The sequence below is a fragment of the Streptomyces sp. NBC_00252 genome, assembly GCF_036187565.1.
Classification (GTDB): domain Bacteria; phylum Actinomycetota; class Actinomycetes; order Streptomycetales; family Streptomycetaceae; genus Streptomyces.
Window position 1 is genome coordinate 2,329,564 of the sequence record NZ_CP108087.1, and the last position, 24,389, is coordinate 2,353,952.

General features: G+C 71.2%; 17 protein-coding genes. 9 read left to right on the top strand and 8 right to left on the bottom strand.

Features of this window, described 5'->3' with window-relative positions:
- Positions 1–19: 19 nt before the first annotated feature.
- Both OHT77_RS10115 and OHT77_RS10120 read left to right on the top strand, forming a co-directional pair.
- A complete protein-coding gene (locus tag OHT77_RS10115; protein ID WP_328827832.1) occupies positions 20–2,887 on the top strand; it encodes a glycoside hydrolase family 2 TIM barrel-domain containing protein in 2,868 nt (955 codons plus the stop codon).
- Positions 2,888–2,892: 5 nt separating this feature from the next.
- Positions 2,893–4,056: an MFS transporter gene (locus OHT77_RS10120; protein WP_328834206.1), complete on the top strand. Its 1,164-nt coding sequence runs from the start codon at positions 2,893–2,895 to the stop codon at positions 4,054–4,056.
- 105 nt (positions 4,057–4,161) lie between these two features.
- Here the strand turns inward: OHT77_RS10120 and OHT77_RS10125 are convergent, their stop codons facing one another.
- From OHT77_RS10125 to OHT77_RS10135, 3 genes are all read right to left on the bottom strand, one after another.
- Positions 4,162–5,439 carry an MFS transporter gene (locus OHT77_RS10125; RefSeq protein WP_328827833.1) on the bottom strand — a complete coding sequence of 426 codons (1,278 nt, stop codon included), beginning with the start codon at positions 5,437–5,439 and terminating at the stop codon, positions 4,162–4,164.
- Positions 5,436–6,059, bottom strand: a complete 624-nt coding sequence (locus tag OHT77_RS10130; protein WP_328827835.1) for an ArsR/SmtB family transcription factor — start codon at positions 6,057–6,059, stop codon at positions 5,436–5,438. Before OHT77_RS10130 ends, OHT77_RS10125 begins: the two co-directional genes overlap by 4 nt.
- 67 nt (positions 6,060–6,126) lie before the next feature.
- A complete protein-coding gene (locus OHT77_RS10135) occupies positions 6,127–7,404 on the bottom strand; it encodes a YhgE/Pip domain-containing protein (protein WP_328827837.1) in 1,278 nt (425 codons plus the stop codon).
- A gap of 123 nt (positions 7,405–7,527) precedes the next feature.
- On the opposite strand from OHT77_RS10135, the gene OHT77_RS10140 reads away from it, so the two are divergent.
- Positions 7,528–8,100 (top strand): TetR/AcrR family transcriptional regulator, encoded by a 573-nt coding sequence (locus OHT77_RS10140; protein ID WP_328827838.1) that lies wholly within the window; start codon positions 7,528–7,530, stop codon positions 8,098–8,100.
- Positions 8,101–8,313: 213 nt separating this feature from the next.
- Here the strand turns inward: OHT77_RS10140 and OHT77_RS10145 are convergent, their stop codons facing one another.
- Both OHT77_RS10145 and OHT77_RS10150 read right to left on the bottom strand, forming a co-directional pair.
- Positions 8,314–10,020, bottom strand: coding sequence for a DUF2264 domain-containing protein (locus OHT77_RS10145; protein ID WP_328827839.1), 1,707 nt, complete (start codon positions 10,018–10,020; stop codon positions 8,314–8,316).
- A gap of 78 nt (positions 10,021–10,098) precedes the next feature.
- Complete coding sequence (locus OHT77_RS10150) at positions 10,099–11,166, bottom strand: rhamnogalacturonan acetylesterase (protein WP_328827841.1); 1,068 nt, start codon at positions 11,164–11,166, stop codon at positions 10,099–10,101.
- A gap of 187 nt (positions 11,167–11,353) precedes the next feature.
- On the opposite strand from OHT77_RS10150, the gene OHT77_RS10155 reads away from it, so the two are divergent.
- Together OHT77_RS10155 and OHT77_RS10160 are read left to right on the top strand one after the other, a co-directional pair.
- A complete protein-coding gene (locus OHT77_RS10155; RefSeq protein WP_328827842.1) occupies positions 11,354–13,033 on the top strand; it encodes a rhamnogalacturonan lyase B N-terminal domain-containing protein in 1,680 nt (559 codons plus the stop codon).
- A gap of 39 nt (positions 13,034–13,072) precedes the next feature.
- On the top strand, positions 13,073–14,146 hold the full coding sequence (locus OHT77_RS10160) for a pectinesterase family protein (RefSeq protein WP_328827843.1): 1,074 nt from the start codon (positions 13,073–13,075) through the stop codon (positions 14,144–14,146).
- Positions 14,147–14,154: 8 nt separating this feature from the next.
- Here OHT77_RS10160 and OHT77_RS10165 read toward each other — a convergent pair whose 3' ends face one another.
- Positions 14,155–15,567 (bottom strand): RICIN domain-containing protein, encoded by a 1,413-nt coding sequence (locus OHT77_RS10165; RefSeq protein WP_328827844.1) that lies wholly within the window; start codon positions 15,565–15,567, stop codon positions 14,155–14,157.
- A 160-nt stretch (positions 15,568–15,727) separates the two neighbouring features.
- Between OHT77_RS10165 and OHT77_RS10170 the strand changes: the two genes are divergently transcribed.
- Together OHT77_RS10170 and mmuM are read left to right on the top strand one after the other, a co-directional pair.
- Positions 15,728–17,830, top strand: coding sequence for an autotransporter (locus OHT77_RS10170; RefSeq protein WP_328827847.1), 2,103 nt, complete (start codon positions 15,728–15,730; stop codon positions 17,828–17,830).
- Positions 17,831–17,947: 117 nt separating this feature from the next.
- Entirely contained in the window at positions 17,948–18,877 is a 930-nt protein-coding gene (mmuM, locus tag OHT77_RS10175) for a homocysteine S-methyltransferase (RefSeq protein WP_328827850.1), read from the top strand.
- A gap of 11 nt (positions 18,878–18,888) precedes the next feature.
- Here the strand turns inward: mmuM and OHT77_RS10180 are convergent, their stop codons facing one another.
- Entirely contained in the window at positions 18,889–19,941 is a 1,053-nt protein-coding gene (locus OHT77_RS10180) for a LacI family DNA-binding transcriptional regulator (RefSeq protein WP_328827851.1), read from the bottom strand.
- Positions 19,942–20,125: 184 nt separating this feature from the next.
- Positions 20,126–21,730, bottom strand: coding sequence for a carboxylesterase/lipase family protein (locus OHT77_RS10185; protein WP_328827852.1), 1,605 nt, complete (start codon positions 21,728–21,730; stop codon positions 20,126–20,128).
- Positions 21,731–22,016: 286 nt separating this feature from the next.
- Between OHT77_RS10185 and OHT77_RS10190 the strand changes: the two genes are divergently transcribed.
- The gene (locus OHT77_RS10190; protein ID WP_328827853.1) at positions 22,017–23,030 is read left to right on the top strand and encodes a hydroxyacid dehydrogenase; all 1,014 of its coding nucleotides are present in this window, start codon (positions 22,017–22,019) and stop codon (positions 23,028–23,030) included.
- A 121-nt stretch (positions 23,031–23,151) separates the two neighbouring features.
- Positions 23,152–24,252 carry a LacI family DNA-binding transcriptional regulator gene (locus OHT77_RS10195; RefSeq protein ID WP_328827854.1) on the top strand — a complete coding sequence of 367 codons (1,101 nt, stop codon included), beginning with the start codon at positions 23,152–23,154 and terminating at the stop codon, positions 24,250–24,252.
- Positions 24,253–24,389: the final 137 nt, after the last annotated feature.

Here is a 24,389-nt window from a genome sequence, read left to right on the forward strand (position 1 = left end):
TCTCACGACCAGGAGACCGATGACTCCCAGCACCGCCGCCGACCATCTCGAAGACGTCTCCCCGGGCAGCGGGACCCTCCCACCCCGCGCCCGGTACGCGTCCTCGGACGCGAAGTCACTGTCACTGAACGGCAGTTGGCGTCTGCGTGTGTCGGCGACGGCCGACGCCGAGGACGACTCGTTCGCCGGGGAGGGCTACGACGCCGGGGACTGGGCCGAGGTCACGGTCCCCGGCCACTGGGTCCTGCAAGGCCACGGCTCGCCCATCTACACCAACCACCTCTACCCCTTCCCGGTCGACCCGCCCCGCGTCCCGACCGAGAACCCGACCGGCGACCACCTCCGCACCTTCGACCTGCCGTCCGAGTGGCCCTCGGACGGCGGGGCCGTGCTCCGCTTCGACGGCGTCGAGTCCTGCGCCCGGGTCTGGCTGAACGGCACGGACATCGGCGAGTTCAAGGGGTCGCGGCTGCCGCACGAGTTCGCTGTCGGACACCTGCTGAAGCCGAGCGGCAACGTGCTCGCCGTCCGTGTCCACCAGTGGTCCGCGGGCTCCTACCTGGAGGACCAGGACCAGTGGTGGCTGCCGGGCATCTTCCGTGACGTCACCCTGCTGCACCGGCCGCCGGGCAGCGCCCTCGACTTCTTCGTGCACGCCTCCTACGACCACGTCGGCGGCGCGGGCACCCTCCGCGTCGACTCCGACGTCGACGGCCGTGTCACCGTGCCCGCCCTGGACATCGATGTCGCGACGGGCGAGTCGGTCACCGTGCCGGTGCGGCCGTGGACGGCCGAACTCCCTCATCTCTACGACGGGTTGCTGACCACCGAGGGCGAACGCGTCCCGCTCCGCATCGGCTTCCGGACGGTCGAACTCTCCGACGGCCTGATCAAGGTCAACGGCAAGGCGATCCTCTTCAAGGGCGTCAACCGCCACGAATGGCATCCGGAGAAGGGCCGCGCCCTCGATCCGGAGACCATGAGGGAGGACGTGCTGCTGATGAAGCGGCACAACATCAACGCGGTCCGCACCTCGCACTACCCGCCGCATCCCGACTTCCTCGACCTGTGCGACGAGTACGGCCTGTGGGTCATCGACGAGTGCGACCTGGAGACCCACGGCTTCACCGAACAGGCCTGGCGCGACAACCCCGTTGACGACGACCGCTGGACCCCGGCCCTGCTGGACCGCGCGGCCCGCATGGTGGAGCGCGACAAGAACCACCCCTCCATCGTCATCTGGTCGCTGGGCAACGAGGCCGGCACCGGACGCGGCCTCACGGCCATGTCGGAGTGGATCCGCGCCCGCGACAGCTCCCGCCTCGTGCACTACGAGGGCGACGTCAACTGCCGTGACACGGACGTCTATTCACGGATGTACGCCGACCACGCCGAGGTCGAGCGCCTCGGCAAGGGCCTGGACGGCGGCACCCAGCGGCGCCGTCAACTCCCCTTCATCCTCTGCGAGTACGCCCACGCCATGGGCAACGGCCCCGGCGGACTCGCCGACTACCAGCGGCTCTTCGAGTCGTACGACCGGCTCCAGGGCGGTTTCATCTGGGAGTGGATCGACCACGGCATCAAGGACGAGCGCTACGGCTTCGCGTACGGCGGTGACTTCGGCGAGGAGCTGCACGACGGGAACTTCGTCTGCGACGGGCTGATCTTCCCGGACCGCACGCCCTCCCCCGGTCTGATCGAGTACAAGAAGGTGATCGAGCCGGTCCGGATCACCGGCGACGGCGCGGACGGCACCGTACGCGTCACCAACACGTACGACTTCGCCGACCTCTCCGCGCTCGCCTTCACCTGGTCGTACCAAGTGGACGGCGAGACGGCCGAGTCCGGCACCCTCACCGTGCCTTCGCTCGCCCCCGGCGAGTCCGCCGACGTCAAACTGCCCGAGCCGCCCGCGGAGTCCGACGGCGCCGAATCCCACTGGACCGTACGGGCGTTGCTCGCGGCCGACACCGCGTGGGGTCCCGCCGGTCATGTCGTCGGCTGGGGGCAGTTCCCCGTCACGGCACGCCCGTTGCCGTCCGTCTCCGCACTCGCCGGACCCGTGCCCGGGGAGCGGCGGATCACTCTCGGCCCGGCCACCTTCGACGCCCGCACCGGGGAGTTGAGGACGATCGGTGCGGTGGACGTCACCGGTCTGCGTCTCGACGTGTGGCGGGCACCCACCGACAACGACGACGGCGCGTCCTGGCAGACGGACACCCGATACGGGCTGCTCTGGCGGAAGTTCGGACTGCACCGGATGCGACACCGCCTGGACGGCGTGGAGTTGAGCGAGGACGCGCTGACCGTCCGCACCCGGGTGGCGCCCGCCGCCTGGGAGATCGGGCTCGCCACGGTGTACCGCTGGACCTCGGACGGTACGGGGCTGCGGCTGACCGTGTCCGTGGCGCCCGAGGGCAACTGGGCTTTTCCGCTGCCGAGGTTGGGCATCCGGCTCGGGCTCGACGCGAGCGCCGACCGGGTGCGCTGGTTCGGCGGCGGTCCCGGCGAGGGATACCCGGACACGAAGTCGGCCTCGCTGCTGGCCCGTTGGGAGTCGACGGTCGACGAGCTCCAGACCCCCTACCTCCGTCCGCAGGAGAACGGCGCCCGCCCTGACGTCCGTTGGGCGGAGATCGGCGGTCTGCGGATCGACGGCGACCCGGAGTTCTGGTTCACCGCCCGCCGCTGGACGACGGAACAGCTGGACGCGGCCACCCACCGCACCGACCTCACCCCCGGCGACACTGTGTGGGTGAACCTCGACCACGGCCAGCACGGGATCGGCTCGCAGTCCTGCGGCCCCGGCCCGCTCCCCCAGTACTTCCTGAACGCCCGGCCGACCGAGTTCTCCTTCGTGTTCTCGGAAACCCCGGAGACCAGTTGACTGACATGGTCACCGACCCGCCTGCGGCCGACCGGCTCTTCGCCCGGTCGGCCGCGGTCGCGTCCTGCGTCGGCTTCGTCCTCATCGGCATGCTCCAGGCCCTCTACGGCCCCGCGGTCCCGGGCCTGCGCCACGAGTTCGGCCTCTCCCCCGCCGGTGCCGGTCTCGGTCTGAGCCTGCACTTCACGGGCGGGGTCGCCGGTGTGCTCGCCTTCAACGCGATCCACTCCCGGATCAGCAACAGGGCACTCCTCGCGTGGGGTTACGCCCTGATGGCAGCGGGCGGCGCGGGCTTCGCGCTCGCCCCGACCTGGCCCCTCGCCCTGGCCGCCGCGTTCCTCGCCGGTCTCGGCTTCGGCGGGATCGACTACGGCCTCAACCAGCTCTTCGCCGTCGGCTTCGGCGACCGCTCCACCGCCATGCTGAACGTGCTCAACGCCCACTTCGGCATCGGCGCGGTACTCGGCCCAGCGGTCATCGCGTGGCTCGGCCCGGACGCCTACCCGTACGCGTTCGGCGCGTGCGCGGTTCTGGCGGCGGTGCTGGTGTTCGCGGGCTCAAGTGGCGTACGTACACGTGCAGCTGACGCTCCACCAGCGACGGGGAAGTCGAGGCCCCTGGGAGTATCCCGGGTCCTCGTCGGCTTCCTGGTCCTCTACATCCTCAACGTGGCCGTCGAGGCGGGCGTCGGCGGCTGGGAGCCCACGCATCTGGAGACGGTCGGCTACACCGCCACCGTGGCCGCGGGGGCGACCTCCGTCTACTGGCTGATGATGACGGCGGGCCGCTTCCTCGTCGTACCGATCACGCTGCGCCACGCCCCCGAGCGGATCCTCGCGGTGTGCGCGGCGGGAATGACGGTGTGCCTGCTGCTGACGCTGATCAAAGGAGTGGCACCGCTGGCGTACGCCGGTGTCGGCTTGTTCATCGCGCCTGTCTTCCCGACGGGCCTCGCCTGGCTCAACTCGGCGCTCCCCCAGGCCAAGCGGGCAGGGGCGTGGGTGATCGCGGCCTCGAACGTCGGCGGTGTGGCGGCCCCACCGCTGCTCGGCGTCGGGATCGAGGCCTCCGGGATCCACGCGGTGCCCTTGCTGTTGACCGCGTTGTCGGGCGCGTCACTTCTGGCGACGCTTCGGCTGATCGGACTGACGAGGAGATCCACGTCATGAACGCCCTGTTCCAGCTCACCCGAAGGCTGATCCAGTGAGCGCGCCAAGGGAGCTGTGACCCAGCTCCGGAGCACCTGACCCAGGAGCCCCGGAAACCGAGCGACGTCACGTCGGACTCCCGGTCCGCCCCAGCACCCGTGTCCCCGGTATTGGCGATGCCATCAGCCACAGCGCCGACATCGCTCCCCCGACCGCCGCGACCGTCAGCGTCACCCGCAGCCCCGCCAGCGTGGCCAACTCGCCCCCGATCAGCGCCCCCAGCGGCCGTATCCCGTAGTTGACCGTGCTGTACGCGCCCGCCACGCGGCTGCGCAGACCGTCCGGGACCACCGATGCCTGGAGCGAGTTGAGGTTGACGTCGAAGAGCATGACGCCGAAGGCGGAGAGGAACTCGGCCGCGCCCAGGAACCCAAGTCGCGCCCAGGCAGGGCCGGTTGCCGCCGCAGCCAGGGCGAGCGGGGCCGGGAACAGGACCGCCCCGACGACGATGCTGCGGCCGACGCCGATCCGGCGCGAGATCGCCGGGGCCGCCACCGCGCCCAAAAGCCCGCCCGTCGCGCCCACCCCGAACGCCAAACCGATGGCGCCGGGCGGCAGTTGGAGCACCCGGTCGGCGAACAGGACGAGCAGCCCCGTGCCCGTCAGGAACGTGAAGAAGTTGACGGTCGTGGCGCAGAGCAGTCCCGCCCGCATCACGGGTTCGCGGAGCACGAAGGCCAGGCCCTCCCGGGCGCGCCGAAGCAACGAGGGGCCCGCCGACACCGTAGCGGCCGCCGGTTCGTCGACTCTCGTGCCTCCGACCAGGAGTGCCGATGCCATGAACGACAGCGCGTCCGCGATGACCGCGACCGGAGCCGACAGCGCCTGGACCAGGCCGCCGCCGATCGCGGGGCCTGCGATGAAGGACGCCGATCTGCTCGCGCTGAGCTTGCTGTTGGCCTCGACGTACGCCTCGGCCGGTACGAGGTGGGCGAAGAAGGAGGAGTACGCGGTGTTGAAGACGACCGCGGCCGTGCCGGTGAGCAGGGCCACCGTGTACAGCTGGCCGAGCGTCACCGTGTCGAGGGCGTAGGCGACCGGGAGGGACAGCAGTACGGCGGCGCGGATCAGATCGGCGGACACCATGAGCCGGCGTTTGGCGGGGCGGTGGTCCACCCAGGCGCCCAGGAACAGGCCCACGAGGTTCGGTGTCCAGACCAGGGCGGTGAGCAGGGCGACCTGGTTCGCGGAGGCGTGCAGTGCGCCAACTGCCAGGAGGGGCAAGGCAAGTTCGGAGATGCGGTCGCCGAACTGGGAGACGGACTGGCCGCACCAGAACCGTACGAACCGCCGGTCCCGCCACAACGAGCCCGGTACGGGCCGAAGGAGCCGGGTGCCCTTCATTCCGGAGCGTCGGTGTCGGCACCCTCATCTACACGGCCCTCGTCCCCGGGGCCCTCCGGCAGTGCGTACATCAGCAGCCGTACACCGCGGGCGTCGGCCGGGCGCCGGTCCGGTTCGCGGACGACGTAGGGCGCGATCAGTTCCTCGAACGCCTCCTGGAGTGCGGCCAGTTCGTCCGCCGTCACCACGATCCGCGTGTTGTTCGCCCGGGCGGTCCTGTTCCACTCCGGTTCCAGTCCGGGCGCCGTGTCCATGAGCCAGCGCAGGGGCAGCTCGGCGTTGCGCGCGAACAACTCGCCGATCAGCACCCGCGCCGCCGACCGCCCCTCCTCGTCGTCCGGCATCTCGAACCGGAAGCCCCGCGCCACCGCCGCCCACCGCCGCTCCCGCCGGTCCGTCCCGCCCTCGGCGTCGCGGACCAGGCCGAACCCGGCGAGGTGGCGCAGATGCCAGCTGGTGACGGACGGGGTGGCGCCCACGTGCGGGGAGAGGCGGGAGGCGGTGGCGGGGCCGCGGCGCTGGAGGCGTTCGAGGATCGCGAGCCGGACGGGGTGCGCCAGCGCCCGCATGGCTTTGGGGTCGGATATCTCCAGGTCACCGAAACGATTGCCGGAATCCATGGTCTGAGAGTGTTCTCTCGGAAAGCCTGAGAGTCAACTCTCAGATCTACCGGACCGGTTGATCGGATCAGGCCGGCTGCGGTGTCAGGCGTTTGTGGCCCTTCCTGTCGTAGTACTGGACCATCGCGAAGCCGAAGAGCAGGCCGATCGCCGCGCCGACGCCGATCATGGTCCACGCGCGGTCGAGGCCCGCGTCGCCGCGGGCGTCGAAGTAGAGGATCGCCCGGACGCCGTCGCTGAGTTGGCGCATCGGCTCGAAGTGGGAGAGGAAGCGGTAGAAGCCGGGGACGGCCTGGAGGGGGACGGTCGCGCCGGAGGACGGGAGGCCCAGGACGATGAACACGAACATGGAGATGAGCTGGCCGATCCCGCCGAACGCGGCGTTGATGGCCTGGACGCCGAGGCCGACGGCGAGGGCGGCGCAGTAGGAGTAGATCCACAGGAGCGGGATGTGGGTCGCGTCCATGCCGAGGATGCTGACGCTGGCGAGCATGATCAGGGAGACGCTGAGGAGGGTGATCCCGGCGGTCATGGCCATCTTCAGGATCAGCGTCTGGGTGCGGTTGATCGGGACGGTGGGGCGGCGGGTGTGCCAGGGGCCGATCTCGTTGTCGGCATAGCCGAGGCCGGTGTCGACGCCGTTGCTGATGACGTTGCCGCCCATGAATCCGGCCAGGACCAGCAGCAGGGTGTAGTAGAAGGCGGTGAGGCCGATGCCGCTGTTGTCGCCGATGGGGTGGCCGACCTGGGTGGTGACGGCTACGGGATCGGCCAGGAGCAGTTTCTGCGTGCCGTCGGCCTTCGGTGCCGCCGCCGTGAGCTGCTTGCCGATGGTCAGGGACGCCTGCTGGGCCGCGGTGGTGCTGATCCGGCTGGCGAGGGAGGAGCCGAGGCTGCCCTTGCCGGGGTTGGTCAGCACGGTGATCGTGGGGCGGGTGGTGGCGTTCGCGGTGGTCAGCGCGGCGACGGAGTTCGTGAAGTCGGCGGGGATGACCAGGGCGCCGTAGACCTTCCCGGCGTCGAGTTCGTCCTGTGCCTGGGCTTTCGTGAGCTGGCGCCAACCGGCCGCGCGGCTGCCGGAGTTGGTCGCGATGGAGTGGGCGATCTGGGTGCCGAGGTTCTGCTGCTGCCCGGTGAGCGGTTTGCCCGTGTCGCTGTTCACGAGGGCGATGGGCAGCGCGTTCAGCTCGCGGTTGGGGTTGACGATGCCGCCCATGTAGAGGAGGGACAGCAGGAATGCGAGCAGGCCGGTGAGCACGGTGGGGATGAGCCACAGCTTGGGGCGGCCGAGCAGTGCGGTGGCGGGGAGGCCGGTGGGGGCGGGGGTGCCGGAGTCGTCGTCCATGGTGGTCAAGTCTGGAGTCGGAATCCGGTGGGGACGGCGGTGAAACGCGCCGGGCGCCCGTCTTGTCATTGGCTATTGTCCTAGGGGTCAAGTCGTCGCAGGTCAGAGAAGAGGTGGTGGGCCGTGGCACGCGCGGGACTCACCGCCGACCGGGTCGTGTCGGCCGCCGCCGACCTCGCCGACGAGGTCGGCTTCGAGAACGTCAGCCTGTCCGCGCTGGCCCGCCGGTTCGGCGTGAAGGACGCGAGCCTGTACTCGCACGTCCGCAACCTCCAGGACCTGCGCACCCGCGTCGCGTTCCTCGCGGGCGGCGAGCTGATCGACCGCATCGCCGTCGCGGTCGCCGGCCGCACCGGCCGGGCCGCCCTGGGCGCCTTCGCCGACGCCTACCGCTCCTACGCACTGGAGCACCCGGGCCGGTACGCGGCCACCCAGATCCGCATCGACCAGGCGCTGGTCGCCGACTCCCCCGCCCTGATCCGCACCGCCGAGATCACCTACGGCATGCTGCGCGCCTACGGCCTGGAGGAACCCGATCTCACCGACGCCGTACGGCTGTTGAGGAGTACGTTCCACGGCTACTGTGCCCTGGAGTCCACCGGCGGCTTCGGCGCGTCCCGTGACGTACAGGTGTCCTGGGAGCGGGCGGTCGACGCGCTGCACGTGGCGCTGACACGGTGGCCGGGCGAGCGCTGACGGAGACACCGACGGGCCCACCCTCGCCGTAGAACCGGTCTCACCTCCGCTTATTTCGCGCGGCGCCACGGCAACCTCCCCGCGCGGGCGTCGACTTGAGGCACGACCAACGCAAGACGCAGCACCGCGCACCGTCGCCGTTCCCCCCGCCGCATCGCCCGCAGGCCGCGACCTGGGCCCACGCCCCCGTCACGCCGACCTGCGCGACCCCGCTCAGCGGGGCGTCACCGACCACGACGAGTCTCCGGATCGCCCGGCTGACTCCGTGAACCGGAAGCCCACCCGCCTGCCGTCGGCCCACTGGACGGTGACGTCGTGATCCGCGTCGACCTCCACGGACACCAGGTCCGCCAGGGGACGGGGGTCCGGCTCCGCCGTGAGCCGGGCCAGTGCGACGAACAGCGTGGGCCCGTCGCCGGTCACGCCTTCGCCCTCCAACAACCCGTGCACCGAGACGAGTTCGGCCCTGGCCGGCTCCCCCGCCCGCCACCCCGTGACCCGCACGGTCGTCCCCTCGGCCGCGCCCACGACCAGGTAGGCCCGCACCTCCACCGCCCCCTCGGCCACCACCAGGCTGACCACGTGCGCCCCGTCGGCCGCCGTGTGCCGGGAGGCGGCCCAGCCCTCCCCCACCCCCAGCGGCACGATCTCCGTACGGCTCGGATCGCCGCCGACGATCACGCTGTTGTCGTACGACGACGAAGGCCGCGTCACGGTGGAGTAGGCGAGGCGCGTGTAGTACGGGTCGTAGCGGACGTCCTCGCTGCCGTGGTTGTGGAGGCGGACCAGGCCGTCCGAACTGGTCGACTGGAGCAACCAGTTGGCGGGCGCGACCGGCGTGATCGCGTCCTCCCGCTCCGCCGGGCCCGGGTCCTCCGTCGCCGTCCACACCTCGTGGTCCGGCGGGAGGAGCAGGCCGAGGAAGCCCTTGCTTGCCCAGTACGGGGAGGCGGGACCCGAATAGCTCTGCAGGAAGGCTTCGTCGGGGCCGTGCCAGCCGAGGGTGAGCAGTCCGTCGGCGTCGACCGCGTCGCGCTCCAGGAAGTACTTCAGGGCGCCCGACGCCAGCCGCCGCGTCTCCCCGGGCGACAGTGGCGTACGGCCCGTCAGCGCGCCGAGCCACAGCGGAGCCGTCGTCGCGAAGCGGTAGGTGAGGGAGCGGCCCTGGAGCATCGGGGCGCCGTCGGCGCCGAACAGACGGGCGTAGTCGGCGAGATGGCGTTCCAGGCGGCCGCCGTAGAGGTCGAGGAGCCGGGGGTCGTCGGAAAGCCAGGCGTGCAGGACCGGGTAGAGGTGCATCGCCCAGCCGTTGTAGTAGTCGAACTTGCGGCCGTCGCCGTCCGTGTACCAGCCGTCGCCGACGTACCAGTCCTCGATGCGCGACAGGCCCCGGTCGATCGCCTTGCGGGACGCGTCGACCTCGTGGCCGACGTCCTGGAGGAAGCCGCCGACCGTGACGGGGAACAACTCCCAGTTGCAGGGCCAGGGTTCGGCGGTGAGGGCGTCGGCGAGCCAGTCCGCCGCGCGCTGCCGCACGGGTTCGTCGAGGCGGTCCCACAGGAGGGGGCGGGTCAGGCGCAGGGCGAGGGCGATGGAGGCCGCCTCGACCAGCGGCTGGCTGCGGTCCTCGATGCCCGGCCAGACGCCCGCGACGCCGGCGGCGAGTCCGTCGGCGTAGCGCTCCAGTGCCGTCTCGTCGCGGCGGAACGCGGCAAGCAGCAGGGTGCGGGCGTAGCCCTCCAGGCCGTCGGAGAGCCTGCCGGAGTGGCTGGTGTGGGTGCCGGGGAGGTGGTAGAGCGCGCGGTCCTCGGTCGCGTACGGCTCCACGGCGGCGAGGAGGGTGTCGGCCGCCGTCTCCCAGTGGGCCCGGGTGAAGCCGGTGCGGGGGCTCGACGCGCGGTCGTCGGAAGGCAGGTGCATCGGCTCGCTCTCACGCTGGAGGGGTGGAACCTGGGGCGCCCCGGTTCCGGTCGGAACGCCCCAGGGGTCTTTCGGGTCTCACCCCACTCGTACCCGGCCCTCCGGCAGCAGATGCCGGGCGACGAGTGCGTCGCGGACCAGGCCCGCGTACACGGTGGCGCCGTGCGCGGAGGTGTGCGTGTTGTCCTTCTTCTCGTTGTAGAGGTAGATCGCCTTCGAGCCTTCCACTCCCAGCGATTCCACCAGCGCCTTGGTCTGCGCCGTGAGGTCCACGAGCGTTACCCTCTCGGCGGCGGCGACCGAGCGGATGACACCCGGAAGGTCGACCCCGAGCCCGTTCACCAGCAGCGCGGTGTCGTTGTCCAGTGTGCCGTCGGCATTGAACCAGCGGCGGACGATCGGTGTCACGAGAACCGGACGGCCTCCCCTGTCACGGATACCCCTTACGAGCGTTTCCAAGTTCGCGCGATACGTCGCCTCGTCGGTGGTCTTGTCGTTGTGGGCGAGCTGGACGAGGACGAGGTCGCCGGGGCGGATCTTCGGCTCAACTGTCCCCCACAGCAAGGGATTCTCCAGATAGGTGACCGTACTCTCCCCGGAATCGGCGTAGTTGGCGACGGAGACGCCCTTCCGGAGGAACTGCGGCAGTTGTTGACCCCAGCCCGAGTACGGGTCGCCCGGCTGGTCGCAGACCGTGGAGTCGCCGATCAGGATGATCCGGCGGGCGATGGGGGTGCCCCCGCGCGAGTTCGTTCGAGCGGGGGTGACGCGGATGCCGGCGAGTGCGGGGGCGGTGCCGCCTAGGGTGAGGTCGAGGCCGGGGGTGCCGTCGGGGCCGGTGGGTTCGCCCTCGGGGGTGCGGACGTCGACCGTGAAGGCACGGGTCACGGTGCGGCCGGCGGCGGTGGCCGTCTCGGGGAGCAGGGAGCGCCGGGTCTCGCCGCCGATGGCCGTACTCGCCGCCGCCGCGCCGCCGAGGCGGACCGTGACGTCGTAGGTGCCGGGCGGGACGTCGAAGTGGCAGGCGGTGGCGGTGCAGTCGGCGAGGCCGAGCGGGGGTGTGCGGTCGTGTGCCTGGGCGGGTGCGGCCGGCAGGGCGGTGCTCAGGGTCAGTGCGGCCAGCAGGGCGATCGTGAAACGTCTCATGCGTGGCTCCTCCGTCCGACGACAAGGCCTGGCGGAGGACCGTACCGCTTCGGACAAGCGCTTTCTAGAGCCCGGCAGGTTTTCACATCCTTGCCAACTCCAAGGCTGCGAAAGCCCTTTCGCGAAATCGATTCAACTGCCACGCTCCAAAGCACCCGCACCCCCACCTCCCGAAGGAGGCACCCCCATGTCCGGCTCTGTGAACAGACCGGTTCGCCGCCGCACCTTCGTCCTCGGCACGGCGGCCGCGGCCGGTTCGGCGGCGCTCGCCGGGCCGCTCGCCGAGAGCGCGTCGGCCGCGAGTTTCGGCTACACCGACGACGGCTCGAACTACGTCGTCGACACCGGCGCGAGCCTGGTCTTCAAGGTCAGCAAGACGAACGGCGATCTGACCTCGCTGCTCTACAAGGGCACCGAGTACCAGGGCTACGGCGGCATGAACTCGCATGTCGAGTCCGGCCTCGGCGCGTCCACGGTGACGATCGCGCAGTCCGGCACGACGATCCTGATCTCCGTCACGCACGGCACGCTGAAGCACTACTACGCGGCCCGTAGCGGCGAGAACAACGTCTATCTGTGGACCAACAAGGCCGACACCTCGGTCAGCGCGACCCGCTACATCGTGCGGGTGAAGGCCGGCCTGTTCCTCAACGACCAGCCGGATTCCTACACTTACGCGCCGACGACCATCGAGTCCGCGGACGTCTTCGCGAAGTCCGACGGCCAGACCCGCTCCAAGCACTACTCGAAGAACCGGGTCATCGACTACGACTACGTCGGCTGGACCACCGGCAGCGTCGGCCTGTGGGTCGTGCGCAGCAACCACGAGAAGGCGTCCGGCGGCCCGTTCTACCGCTCCCTGCTGCGCCATCAGAGCGCGGACGGCGGCGGGTTGTACGAGATCCTCTACTACGGCGAGAACCAGACCGAGGCGCAGCGCTTCGGCCTCCAGGGCCCGTACGTCATCGCCCTCACGGACGGCGGCGCGCCCTCCTCGTCGCTGTACCACGCCAACCTCACCACCGCGTGGGCCGACGGGCTCGGCATCTCCGGCTACACGGCGGCGAGTTCGCGCGGACGCGTCGCGGGCGTGGGCATCACCGGGCGGGACACGGCGTACGCGTACATGGTCGGGCTCGCCAACTCGGCCGCGCAGTACTGGGGTTCGGCCCGGGCCTCGGACGGCTACTTCTCGATCGCGGGGGTGCTGCCGGGGACGTACACGCTGACCGTGTTCAAGGGTGAACTCGCCGTCTACACAAGCTCGGTGGCGGTCACGGCGGGCGGGACGACGACGCTGAACAGCATCGCGATCCCGGCCTCGAACGACCCGTCCAACGCGAGCGCGATCTGGCGGATCGGCAACTGGGACGGTTCGCCGAGCGGGTTCAAGAACGCGGACCTGATGACGTACGCGCACCCCTCGGACGTACGGGCCGCGTCCTGGACCGGGAACGTCGTCGTCGGCAGCGGGACGGAGACCTCGGCGTTCCCCTGCTATCTGTGGAAGGACGTCAACAGCGGCATCATCGTCTACTTCAGGCTGACGGCCGCCCAGTCGAGTGCCGCGCACACCCTGCGCATCGGGGTGACGACGGCGTACGCGAACGGCCGGCCGCAGGTCGTCGTCAACGACACCTGGACCTCGGCCGTCCCTTCGCCGCCGACCCAGCCGAGCACCCGGTCGCTGACCGTGGGCTCGTACCGGGGCAACAATTACACGTTCACGTACAGCGTTCCGGCGTCGGCCTGGCTGACGGACGCCAGTGCGTACAACACGCTGAAGATCTCTGTGGCGAGCGGCTCGGGCACGACGTCGTTCCTGAGCGCGGGCACGTCCGTCGACGCCATCGATCTGCTCGCCTGAAGGCGGCAACTCCCGGGCGGGGCACGGCGACTGGTAGGCATGACTGAGCCGAACACGCACCGCCGCTCCCCCGCCCGGCGCCGCACCGCGGCCGTCGCGACCGGTACCGCGGCCGCCCTCGGGCTGGTCGCGGTGTCGCTGGCGACCCAGGCGCGGGCCGCCACCGTCATCACCGTCGCCAAGGACGGTTCGGGGCGATACACCTCCGTGCAGGCCGCGGTGAACGCCGCCGCTGCCGGTGACACGATCTCCGTCGCGAAGGGCACGTACACCGAGATCGTCAACGTGCCGTCCGGGAAGGCGGGGCTGACCGTCAAGGGCGCCACCGGCAACGCCGAGGACGTCGTCATCACCTATGACCGGGCCGCCGGTTACACCGACTCCGGCGGCAACAAGTACGGGACGCTGGGCAGTTCGGTGGCGACCTTCTCGGCGGGCGGGCTGACCGTCACCGGGATCACCGTCCAGAACACCTTCGACAAGGCCGCCCATCCCGAGATCACGGACACCCAGGCCGTCGCGGTCACGGCGCAGGGCGACCGGCAGACGTTCACCAACGACCGGTTCATCAGCCGCCAGGACACGGTCCTCAACTGGTCGCCGTCGTCGACCGGTCAGTACCGGCAGTACTTCTACTCGTCGTTCATCTCCGGCGACGTCGATTTCGTCTTCGGCAACGCCACCGCCGTCTACGACCGTGTCACCATCCAACTGCGCAACTCGGGCGCCGCCGCGGGCGGTCTCAACGGTTTCCTCTCCGCGCCCAACACCAGCTCGGCGAAGACCTACGGCATCCTCGTCACCGGCAGTTCGGTGAGCAGCTCGGCGGCGGCCAACACGTACTACCTGGGCCGCCCCTGGCATCCGACGGCGGACGCGGTGGGTCAACTGGTCGTGCGCGAGACCTCGTTGCCCGCCGCCGTGAAGGTCGCCGGGCCCTGGACGGACATGAGCGGCTACTCGTGGAAGAACGCCCGCTTCTTCGAGTACAGGAACACCGGCGCGGGCGCCACGGTGAACTCCGACCGCCCGCAGCTCACCGACTCCCAGGCCGCGAACTACACGGCCCAGAAGTACCTGGCGGGCACGGATGGCTGGAATCCGGTCCGGTAAACCTGCTCTCAACTACCGCGCGTCCACTGCTGGTTGGTCGCCCCGCTGCACGTGTACGTGATGATCGCGGCGGAGTTGGCGGTGGACGCGCCCGACACGTCCAGGCACTCACCGCTCGCCCTGGCCTTCACGAGGACGTAGCTGCCGGACGTGGTCAGGCTCCACTGCTGGGCGGTGGCGCCGGTGCAGTTCTCCTGGGTCACGTTCGCGGCGTTCTCCTGGAGGCACAACGAGCTGCCCCGGCCCATGAGTTCGTAGTAGCCGGTGCCGAGGTCCTTGAACCACCACTTCTGGTTGGTGCCGCCGTTGCAGGTGTACTGGCTGATCGCGACGCCCTGCCACAGCGACTGGTTCGCCACGTCCGCGCACTTGGCGCTGTTGCGGGCGACGAGCGTGTTGTACGTCGCGCTCGTGCCGGTGATCGTGCCGGCGGCCGTGTCGATCGACACCTCCGGATACCAGGACGCCATGGACATCGAGGTCGTGGTCGGGAACGTCAACGGCAGCCACACATAACGGGAGTCGTTGACGGTGCCGCCGAAGGAGTTGCCCCAGCGGTCGCCCATGTAGAGGTACGAGGTGCCCGAAGTCCCCTGGACCGGAAGGACGTAGGCGGTCTGCGAGTTGTACGCGGTCGAGTCGCCGACGTTGGTGAACGCCGTCCACGGGCCGCCGATACTGGTGGCGGTGGCGTACTGCTGCTGGTTGGCGCTCCAGCCGGTCGCGGCCGACGTCAGCATGAAGTAGACGCCGTTGCGCTTGAAGAGGGCCGGTGCCTCGCGGTGCCCGCCGGCCCACGGGTTGGCGACCAGGCCGGCGATGGCGGTGTAGTCGGCGGTGAGCCGGTAGATGTGCAGGTCGTAGTTCTCGTTGGCGGCGGAGACCATGTAGGCGGTGCCGTCGGTGTCGACGAACGTCGTGATGTCCCGGGACATGGTGTCGCCGAGCGGCTGGAAGCTGCCCTGGTAGGTGTAACTGCCGTCCACCGTCGAGGAGACGGCGACGGCGGCCTTGGCCTCGCTGTAGTCGACGCCGTTCTCCTTGTGCATCCACATCACGAACTTGCCGGTGGACGCGTTGTAGACGACCTTCGGCCGCTCGATGTACGCGGTGCCCAGTTCGGCGGCGCTGGACTGGGTCAGGACGTGGTTGCGGAACTCCCAGTTCTTCAGGTCCGTGGAGCGGTACGCGTCCACGTACTTGAAGGTGTTGTCGGTGTTGCGGTCCTCGCCGAACCAGTAGTAGTAGCTGCCGACCTTGATCACCCCGCCGCCGTGCGCGTGCACGGGGTTGCCCGAAGTGTCCGTGAACTGCGTGCCGTTGGTGATGGTCTGGGCCGCGGCCTGCGCCGGTCCCGCGGTCACCAGCGCCGCGGCGAGCGCGCAGCACAGGGCGACGAGGATTGCGTACACACGTCTCATCTGACGCCTCTCCGAAGGGAGTTCGAGATCTCGTACGGCATCTGTCATGACGAACGCCGAAAAGGTAAGGGTGTGTTACGGGAAGGTCAACGGGTCGTGCGGGACAAAGACGGCCGGGAGATTTCTGTTATCGCCGCCGCCGGCGCGCGTCTCCAGAGACGTGCGCAGCCAAACCCGCAAGACCTCAGCCGCCGCAGGTGCCCTCGCGGCCGTCACCCTCCTCGTCAGTGCTCCCGCTGCCTCGGCCGCCGGTGCCCGTGACGCGACCGCCGACGTCCTCGCGGGCCGCGATGTGACGCTCACCGGCGACACGGTGGTCACCGTGCCGTCCGGGACGACGACGTACGACGGGGTGTTCCGCGGCCAGGGGACGCTGACCGTGCGCGGCGGCGGGACGCTGATCCTCACCAAGGACAGCGACTTCACGCTCCCGGCCTCCCGGCAGCGGCAGAAGGTGACCACCCAGGGCGGCAACCACCCCTACACGACCGTCAGCAACCCGGACCCGCCCGCGATCACGGTCGACCGCGGCACAACTCTCCAGTACGGCAAGGGCGGTGGCACCGGCCTGATCGGCCACTTCCCCTACGGCACGCCCGGCTACCGGCTCAACGAGCTGAACGTCCGGGTCGACGGCACCCTGCGCCTCTCCCTGACCCGCACCTTCAACATCGGCACGATCAGCGGCTCGGGCCTGGTCACCCAGCCGCGCAACATGTGGGGCACGCTCGACCTGGCCGGAACCCACCCGTTCTCAGGGGTGATGGACAACGGCACCGGCACGGCGGCCGGCCGCCCCGAGTACCCGGTGGCCCTCCCGAACGCCCGCGCGATCCTCAACCAGGGCTCCTGGATCATCGACACCCCGCTGCACCAGACGATCACCCTGCGCCAGAACTTCTACCAGCGGGAGTACGGCAGCGACGTCAACGTCCACTCGCGCCCCGGCAGCAAGGTCGTCCTCACCGGCCAGTACAGCTACAGCGACCAGGGCGGCGACACCAACCCGTCACTCAGCGACCCCGGCCTCAACTGGCGTGCGATCGCCCACCAGTTGAACAAGCGCGGCACCAACATCGAGGGCGCGGACGTCCGGTGGGGCGACGGCACCACCCACCGGATCTTCATGCCGGGCACCAAGGACACCGTCTACATCAACCTCCACGAGGCGAGCGGCGTCCGCTCCCGGCTGACCTTCGACTACGACGGCCCGGTCACCCTGGGCGCACCGATCGGCGGCGGCAGGTACCACGACACGCTGGCCGCGCCCGGTGCCGGGGACATCGTGGTCGCGGGGACGCGCGGGAACGACGTGACCTTCGCGGCGCCGCAGTTCTACGACGGGTCGACGACCGTGGAGCAGGGGGCGGTGCTGCGGCTCGGGTCCGCGAAGAGGGGCGGCGACGGCGGCCTGCTGACCGGGACGGAGCAGCGGCGGATCGTCGACGACGGGACCCTCGTCGTACGCAATACGGCACTCGGCGTCCAGCTGTCGCACATCGGCGGCAAGGGGTCACTCGTCCAGTCGGGCGCCGCGACCACGACGCTGACCGGTACGGCGGTGACGTACACGGGGACGACGACGGTCTCGAAGGGCACGCTGGCGCTGCGGTCGGGGGCGACGCTCGCCCGCAGCAGGGCGATCCGGCTCACCTCGGCGGGCGCGCGGCTGGACGTGGGGACGGCCGGGTTGCGTTTGTCGACGGAGCTGACCGGCGTGGGCACGGTGAAGGGTGCGATCACGAACGACGGGTTGGTGACGTCCGGCCTCACCGTGACCGGGGACTACACGCAGAGCGTGCGGGGTGAACTCGTCCTGGGCGCCGAGCCGTTGAAGGTGGCGGGCAAGGCCCGCCTCGCGGGCGACCTGGACCTCGCGGCCGCCGGGACGCATCCCGCGCGGACCGTCACGATCCTCGACCACACGGGCCGCGCCCCAACGACCGGCGTCTTCACGGGACTTCGCGAGGGCGCGAAGCTGAGGCTCGCCGACACGACGTACCGCATCAGCTACCGCGGCGGCGACGGCAACGACGTCGTCCTGACTGCCGCCCCCGCGAGCAGTTCCTCCCCCACCGACCGTCCCAAGGCCTCGTCCGGTACGACGCTCGCCGAGGCCCGCACCACGGACACCGCGCGTGGCGACGGCTTCGGCTGGTGGCCCTACGCCCTCGGCCTCGGCCTTCTCGGCGGCCTGCTGGTCCCGGCGACCAGGCGCACCCGGGGCGGCGGCAGGCGCGGGGGCGGGCGGCACGCGGCGTAGGACCGACAACGGCCCGGCCGTCTGCCGTGACGCCGTTGCACGTCCCGCATTCCGGGCATTCCGTTCGCGGACTGGACGCCACCCCGGCTGCCCGGCCGTATCGACTAGCGTCGTGACATGACCAGCCATACCTCTGCCCCGTTCACCGACGCGCTCGCCGCCGGGACGCTCGTCCTCGACGGCGGGCTGTCCAACCAGCTCGGGGCGGCCGGGCACGATCTGAGCGACGAGCTGTGGTCGGCGCGGCTGCTCGCGGACCGGCCCGAGGCGATCACCGAGGCGCACCTCGCGTACTTCGAGGCGGGCGCCAACGTGGCGATCACGTCCAGCTACCAGGCCAGCTTCGAGGGCTTCGCCAAGCGTGGCATCAAGCGCGACAGGGCGGCCGAACTCATCGCCCTGAGCGTGGAGTTGGCGCTCGACGCGGCGGTGGAGGCGGGGCGCCGGGGCATCAGGCGGCGCCTGTACGTGGCGGCCTCGGTCGGGCCCTACGGCGCGATGCTCGCGGACGGCTCCGAGTACCGGGGGCGGTACGGGCTGAGCGTGGCGGAGCTGGAGGCGTTCCACCGGCCCCGCATGGAAGTGCTGGCCGCCGTCGGCCCGGACGTGCTGGCCCTGGAGACGATCCCGGACACCGCCGAGGCCGAGGCGCTGCTGCGGGCGGCGCGCGGACTCGGGGTGCCGGCCTGGCTGTCGTACTCGATCGCGGGTGACCGCACCCGTGCCGGGCAGCCGTTGGAGGAGGCGTTCGCGCTGGCCGCCGAGGCGGACGAGATCGTCGCGGTCGGCGTCAACTGCTGCGCCCCCGAGGACGTCGAGGGCGCGGTCGAGACGGCGGCCCGGGTCACCGGCAAGCCGGTCGTGGTGTACCCCAACAGCGGCGAGACCTGGGACGCGGAGGCCCGCGCGTGGACGGGCCGTTCGACCTTCACGGCCGAGCAGGTCGAGGGCTGGCGGGACTCCGGCGCGCGGCTGATCGGCGGGTGCTGCCGGGTGGGCCCGGGAGCGATCACGTCGATCGCGCGGACGCTGGACGGGGTCGCCTGAAAGACCCCGCCCTAGGAAGCGGCCGCGACCGAGTTCCGTACGACCACGTGCGTGCCCAGCAGCAGGTGCTCGTCCGGGGACTCCGGGGTGCGGCCCAGCGCGGTGCGGACGGCGAGGCGGCCCAGTTCCTCGTAGGGGACATGGACCGTGGTCAGGGCGGGGTGCAGGTCGCGGGCGAAGGGGATGTCGTCGTAACCGGCCAGGGACACGTCGCCCGGGACGTCGAGGCCCGCCTCGTGCAGGGCGGTGAGCGCGCCCGCGGCGACCATGTCGGTGGCGGCGACCACCGCCGTGAACTCCAGTTTCCGGCTCAGCGCGTACCGCATCAGGCGGTGGCCCGAGTCGCGGGTGAAGTCGCCGTGGAGCAGGAGGTCCGGGTCGGGTTCGAGGCCCCGGGCGCGGTGCGCGGCGAGGTAACCGCGTTCCCTGCCCTGCGCGGTCGTGTGGTCCGGCTTGCCGCCGAGGAACAGGACGCGCTGGTGGCCCTGGGCCAGGACGTGCGCGACGAGGGCGTAGGCGCCGCCTTCGTTGTCGTACTCGATGACCGTGACCGGCGCCCCCGGGCCGAGCGGCGGGCGTCCGCAGAGCACGAGCCGGGAACCGGCGGCGGCGAGCGAGTCGGCGATACGGCGGGTGCGCTCACGGTACTCGGGGGTGTCGGCGGTGCCGCCGACGAGGATCACGGCGGCGGTGCGCTGGGCGCGCATGGTCTCGATGAAGTCCAGTTCGCGCTGGACGTCGCCCTCCGTGCTGCACACCAGGCACAGGTGCCCGAGCCGGTTCGCCTCGCGCTCCACGCCGTGCGCCATCAGCGCGAACGACGGTCCGGTGATGTCCTCCAGAACGAATGCAAGCGTCGGGGTCCCGACCCCCGCCACCGCCTTGGCGCGCGCGTCGGCGACGTAGTCCAGGTCACGGACCGCCCGCAGCACACGGGTGCGGGTGGCCGTGCTCACCGGGTAGTCGCCGCCGAGCACCCGCGACACCGTGGACGCGGACACCCCGGCGCGGGCCGCCACGTCCCGGATGGTGCTCCCGCTCGCGTCCTGGCTCTTCCTGGTCATCTACCGCCCCGCCCCTCCCCGGCCGGTGGAAACACTCCGGCAACCGGTTCCCTGCGCGGAGGGTAGCAGCGGGCGGAGACGGGGAGGAGGGGCGAGCGTCGGCCAATTCGCTTACGTCAGCGGGAAGATGGGCGAGAGCCGACGTTCGGCAACCGGTTTCTCTCCCCGATCCGTAAGCCCGCTTTCACGAGGACCTCCGCACGTCTCCCGTCCGGCGCAGCCGCCGCCGTACGACCGACCGCAGCTCGGTGGCGCTCCGTGCGGGCGGTGTGCCCTCGGCCCGGGCCGCCGTCTCCTTCGCCACGGCGTCGGTCGCCCACAGCGCGAACTCGGGGTCGCGCGCCCCGTGCACGACGTACGGCTCGCCCTCCTCGCCGAAGATCCGGACCGGATGCGTGTCGTCCCAGGGCTGCCAGCCGGGGTCGCCGTCCACCGCGAACCGCACCCACGCCCCGTGCATGGCGTCGGCGAGCGACTGCGGCGCCCCCTGGCCTGCGAGTTTGGCGGACTCGGGGATGTCGCCCGTGTCGAAGACGAAACCGAGTTCGAGGGCGTGACAGGAGCCGAGGTCGGGGAGGTTGGAGGGCCAGGCGAACTCGTAGACGTGAGCGGTGCCGGGGCGGGCGTCGGCGAGGCGGTGCAGGGGGTAGCGGAGCAGGTGGTCGGTGACGAGCTGGCCGACGGTCTCGGCGGCGCCGGCCCCGGGGTGCAGGGCGCGGTAGCCGCGCGGGACCTCGACACCGCAGTGGCAGCGGGCCATCGCACCGGCCAGGGCGACCGCGCCGAGCCGGTCGACCCGCTCATGGAGTCCGCCGGGGACCAGCCACAGCCGGTACTCGTCGCGGGTCCAGCCCAGCATCAGGTCGACGCCCCGGGCGGCCTCGCCGTCGACGAGCGCCTCCAGTGGATCGCGGGGCACCAGTTCGCCGTCGATGACGATCCCGAAGGTCGGGCCGCCGAGCACCGGGCTGCTGAGTCGGCCCACGTCGGCCTGGGTGCGGAGCAGCAGCTCACGGTCGACGGCGGCGAAGGCCTCGGCGGTGGCGGGGATCTTCAGCCGGGTCGCCATCCGGCGCACCATCCGCCGCACCTTGTCGCGGTCGAAGGCCTCCGGGGGCCCGCTCTGCAGCACGGCCCGCCGGACCAGGCCCTGCGCCTGCGGTACGGCGAGCAGGGCGCCGATGCTGATCGCGCCGGCGGACTGCCCGAAGAGGGTGATCCGGTCGGGGTCGCCGCCGAACGCCTCGATGGACTCGTGCACCCAGCGCAGCGCGGCGAGCTGGTCGCGCAGGCCGGGGTTGGCGGGGGCGTCCGGGAAGAGGCCGTAACCCTCCACGCCCAGGCGGTAGTTGACCGACACCATGACGACACCGTCGCGCGCGAAGGCGTGGCCGTCGTAGACCGGGACGGCCGACGAACCCCGGGTCAGCGCGCCGCCGTGCAGCCACACCATCACCGGCAGCCGGGCGCCGCGGCCGGGCTCCGGGGTCCACACGTTCAGGTTGAGACAGTCGTCGCCGGGCACGACGGGGTCGGAGAGCAGTTTGGCGAAGGCGTCGGAGTACGGCGGTTTCGGCGCGGTGGGGCCGAAGTCGAGCGCGTCGCGCACCCCGGTCCAGGGCTCGGGCGGGACGGGCGGGCGGAACCGGTGCGGGCCGAAGGGGGGCGCCGCGTAGGGGATGCCCCGGAAGACCGCGATCCCGTTCTCGTACCGGCCGCGCACCGCCCCGTAGGGGGTGCCCACCACGGGGCCCGTCCGCTCTGCCGTCTGCGTCGTCGTCGCCGTCATCTGCCCACCAGCTCCTCACCACGCTCGTGAACCATGCTGCTCATCAGAGCATCACATCGCGCCCGGCTATTCCGGCGGACGAGCGCGGCTGGACGGGTCACGGCCCCGCGGAACCGCCTGCCTCCGGTCCCGGGACCGATCGAAATATTTCCGCGTCCGGGGTGCCTTCTCAGCGATTGACCCTCGCTCCACCGCAGATCTACGGTAGAAGGCGTTTTCAGAAAACGTTTCCGCTCTCTCCTCACGTCGTCCTCACGCAGCACCACTGCCGCACTTCTGGAGGGTCATGCCCAGCGCCCAGCCGCCCAGGGCCGTGTTCGCCATGGATCCGGTGCACCTGCCCCTGCTCTTCCCCCCGCCCCTGCTGGACCGGCTGCGCCGGACCGCGGAGATCGAACCCGGCCTGGTCGTACGGGACTTCGGTGCCCCCGAGGCCGCCGAGGCCCTGGCGGGCGCCGAGGTCCTGATCACCGGGTGGGGCTGCCCGCACCTCGACGCCGACGCGCTGGCGGCGGCACCCCGGCTGCGGACCGTGCTGCACGCGGCGGGCTCGGTCCGCTCACTGGTCGGCGAGGCCCTCTGGGAACGCGGGGTGACCGTCTCCAGCGCGGTCACCGGCAACGCGCTCCCGGTCGCCGAGTACACCCTCGCGATGATCCTGCTGGCCGGGAAGGACACCTTCGCCCAGCGGGAGCGCTTCCGGCACACGCACACCTACCCGACGCCCGCCGAGACCGCCCCGATCGGCAACCTCGGCCGCCGGATCGGCGTCATCGGCGCCTCCCGCGTGGGCCGCCGGCTCCTGGAGCTGCTGCGGTCGTACGACTTCGAGGTCCTCCTGCACGACCCCTACGTCAGCGTCACCGAGGCCGCCGCGCTGGGGGCCGAACTCCTGCCGCTGGACGACCTGTTGAGCCGGAGCGACATCGTCAGCCTGCACGCCCCCGACATCCCCGAGACGCAGCGCATGCTGGACCGCGGGCGGCTCGCGCTCATCCGGGACGGCGGCGTGCTGATCAACACCTCGCGGGGCGCCCTGATCGACCACGAGGCCCTCACCGACGAGCTGCTGTCGGGCCGTCTGACCGCGATCCTCGACGTCACGGAACCCGAGCCGCTGCCTCCCACCTCCCCGCTCTACAAGCTCCCCAACGTCTTCCTCACCCCGCACATCGCGGGCTCCCTCGGCAACGAGCTGGCGCGGCTCGGCGCCATCGTGGTCGACGAGCTGGAACGCCTGGCCGCGGGCCTGCCACCGGCCCACGAGGTACGGCGCGCGGACCTGGCCCGTGTCGCCTGATCCGCGCCGTCCACAGGCCGTCACACCGGGAACGACCTTGGGATACGGTTTCCCGACCGGCGCGGGGTCAGGCCCCCGGGGCGCCCGGTGGACACGCGGTCACGGTGAAGGAGTCGCTACGGTGAGTCAGCGCAAGGCGTCGGGCGACCTCGGCCGGGCGACGATCCGGGACGTGGCGGAGCGCGCCGGGGTCTCCGTGGCGAGCGTCTCGCGCGTCCTGTCCGGCAACTATCCGGTGTCGGAGGAGCTGCGCCGCCGGGTGATGAAGGTCGTCGGCGACCTGGACTACGTCACCAACGCGCACGCCCGCTCCCTGGCCGGCGGTGGCACGCCGACGGTGGCGATCCTCATCAACAACATCACCGGCGCCGCGTTCGCCCACGTGGCCAAGGGAGTTGAGGGCGCGGCCACCCTGCGTGGCTGGCTCTCCCTGGTCGGCACGACCGGCGACGACCCGGAGCGCGAGCTCGCGTTGGTGAACCTGATGCGTCAACAGGGCGTCGCCGCCGTGGTGTTGCTGGGCGGCGCGTACGACGTCGACGAGTACCAGCTGCGCATGGCCCGCTTCGCCCGCTCCCTCGACGCGGCGGGCTCGCACCTCGTGCTCGTCGGCCGCCCGCCGCTGGAGGGCGACGTCCCGGCGACGACGGTCGACTACGACAACGAGGGCGGCGCCTACGCCATGGCCAGCCACCTCCTCTCGGCCGGCCACCGCCGCGTCCTGGTACTCCCCGGACACGCCGAACTCACCACCGCCCAGGGCCGGTTGAAGGGCGCGCAACGGGCTTTCGAGGCGTACGGCGTGCCGTTCGACCCGGGGATGGTGCGGCACGGCCCGTACGACTACGAGCACGGGTACGAGGCGGTGGAGGACACCCTGAAGGAGGGCGTCGACTTCACCGCGGTGCTCGCGGGCACCGACGTGGTCGCGGCGGGCGCCATGCAGGCACTGCGCGCGGCGGGCCTGCGGGTCCCCGAGGACGTGTCGATCGTCGGCTACGACGACATCCCGCTGGCCTCCCAGCTGACCCCTCAGCTCACCACCGTGCACGTCCCGTACGAGGAGATGGGCCGGGTCGCGCTGCGCGCGGTGGCGGACCGGCGCGAGGGCGGCGGCACGGGCCGGCGCAGGGGCGGCGACGGCGACCATCTGGTGCTGGGCACGCATGTCGTCGTACGGAACTCGGTCCGGCCACCGACGCGACGCGACCAGGACCGGTAGGGCCGGTGGTACCGGGGCCGCAGGCCCCAGGACAGGCGCCTTAGATCTTCGTTACGTAACCGGTTTCCCTTCAAAGCCCCTGGCCAGATGGGTTCTGTCCTGGCCCGTCGAAACAAGTTGCCGCACACCCCTTGCTC

Coding starts and splice junctions, on each gene's coding strand:
- OHT77_RS10115 (WP_328827832.1), top strand. CDS start 20: ATGACTCCCAGCACCGCCGCCGACCATCTCGAAGACGTCTCCCCGGGC.
- OHT77_RS10120 (WP_328834206.1), top strand. CDS start 2,893: ATGGTCACCGACCCGCCTGCGGCCGACCGGCTCTTCGCCCGGTCGGCC.
- OHT77_RS10125 (WP_328827833.1), bottom strand. CDS start 5,439: ATGAAGGGCACCCGGCTCCTTCGGCCCGTACCGGGCTCGTTGTGGCGG.
- OHT77_RS10130 (WP_328827835.1), bottom strand. CDS start 6,059: ATGGATTCCGGCAATCGTTTCGGTGACCTGGAGATATCCGACCCCAAA.
- OHT77_RS10135 (WP_328827837.1), bottom strand. CDS start 7,404: ATGGACGACGACTCCGGCACCCCCGCCCCCACCGGCCTCCCCGCCACC.
- OHT77_RS10145 (WP_328827839.1), bottom strand. CDS start 10,020: ATGCACCTGCCTTCCGACGACCGCGCGTCGAGCCCCCGCACCGGCTTC.
- OHT77_RS10150 (WP_328827841.1), bottom strand. CDS start 11,166: ATGAGACGTTTCACGATCGCCCTGCTGGCCGCACTGACCCTGAGCACC.
- OHT77_RS10155 (WP_328827842.1), top strand. CDS start 11,354: ATGTCCGGCTCTGTGAACAGACCGGTTCGCCGCCGCACCTTCGTCCTC.
- OHT77_RS10160 (WP_328827843.1), top strand. CDS start 13,073: ATGACTGAGCCGAACACGCACCGCCGCTCCCCCGCCCGGCGCCGCACC.
- OHT77_RS10165 (WP_328827844.1), bottom strand. CDS start 15,567: ATGAGACGTGTGTACGCAATCCTCGTCGCCCTGTGCTGCGCGCTCGCC.
- mmuM (WP_328827850.1), top strand. CDS start 17,948: ATGACCAGCCATACCTCTGCCCCGTTCACCGACGCGCTCGCCGCCGGG.
- OHT77_RS10180 (WP_328827851.1), bottom strand. CDS start 19,941: ATGACCAGGAAGAGCCAGGACGCGAGCGGGAGCACCATCCGGGACGTG.
- OHT77_RS10185 (WP_328827852.1), bottom strand. CDS start 21,730: ATGACGGCGACGACGACGCAGACGGCAGAGCGGACGGGCCCCGTGGTG.
- OHT77_RS10190 (WP_328827853.1), top strand. CDS start 22,017: ATGCCCAGCGCCCAGCCGCCCAGGGCCGTGTTCGCCATGGATCCGGTG.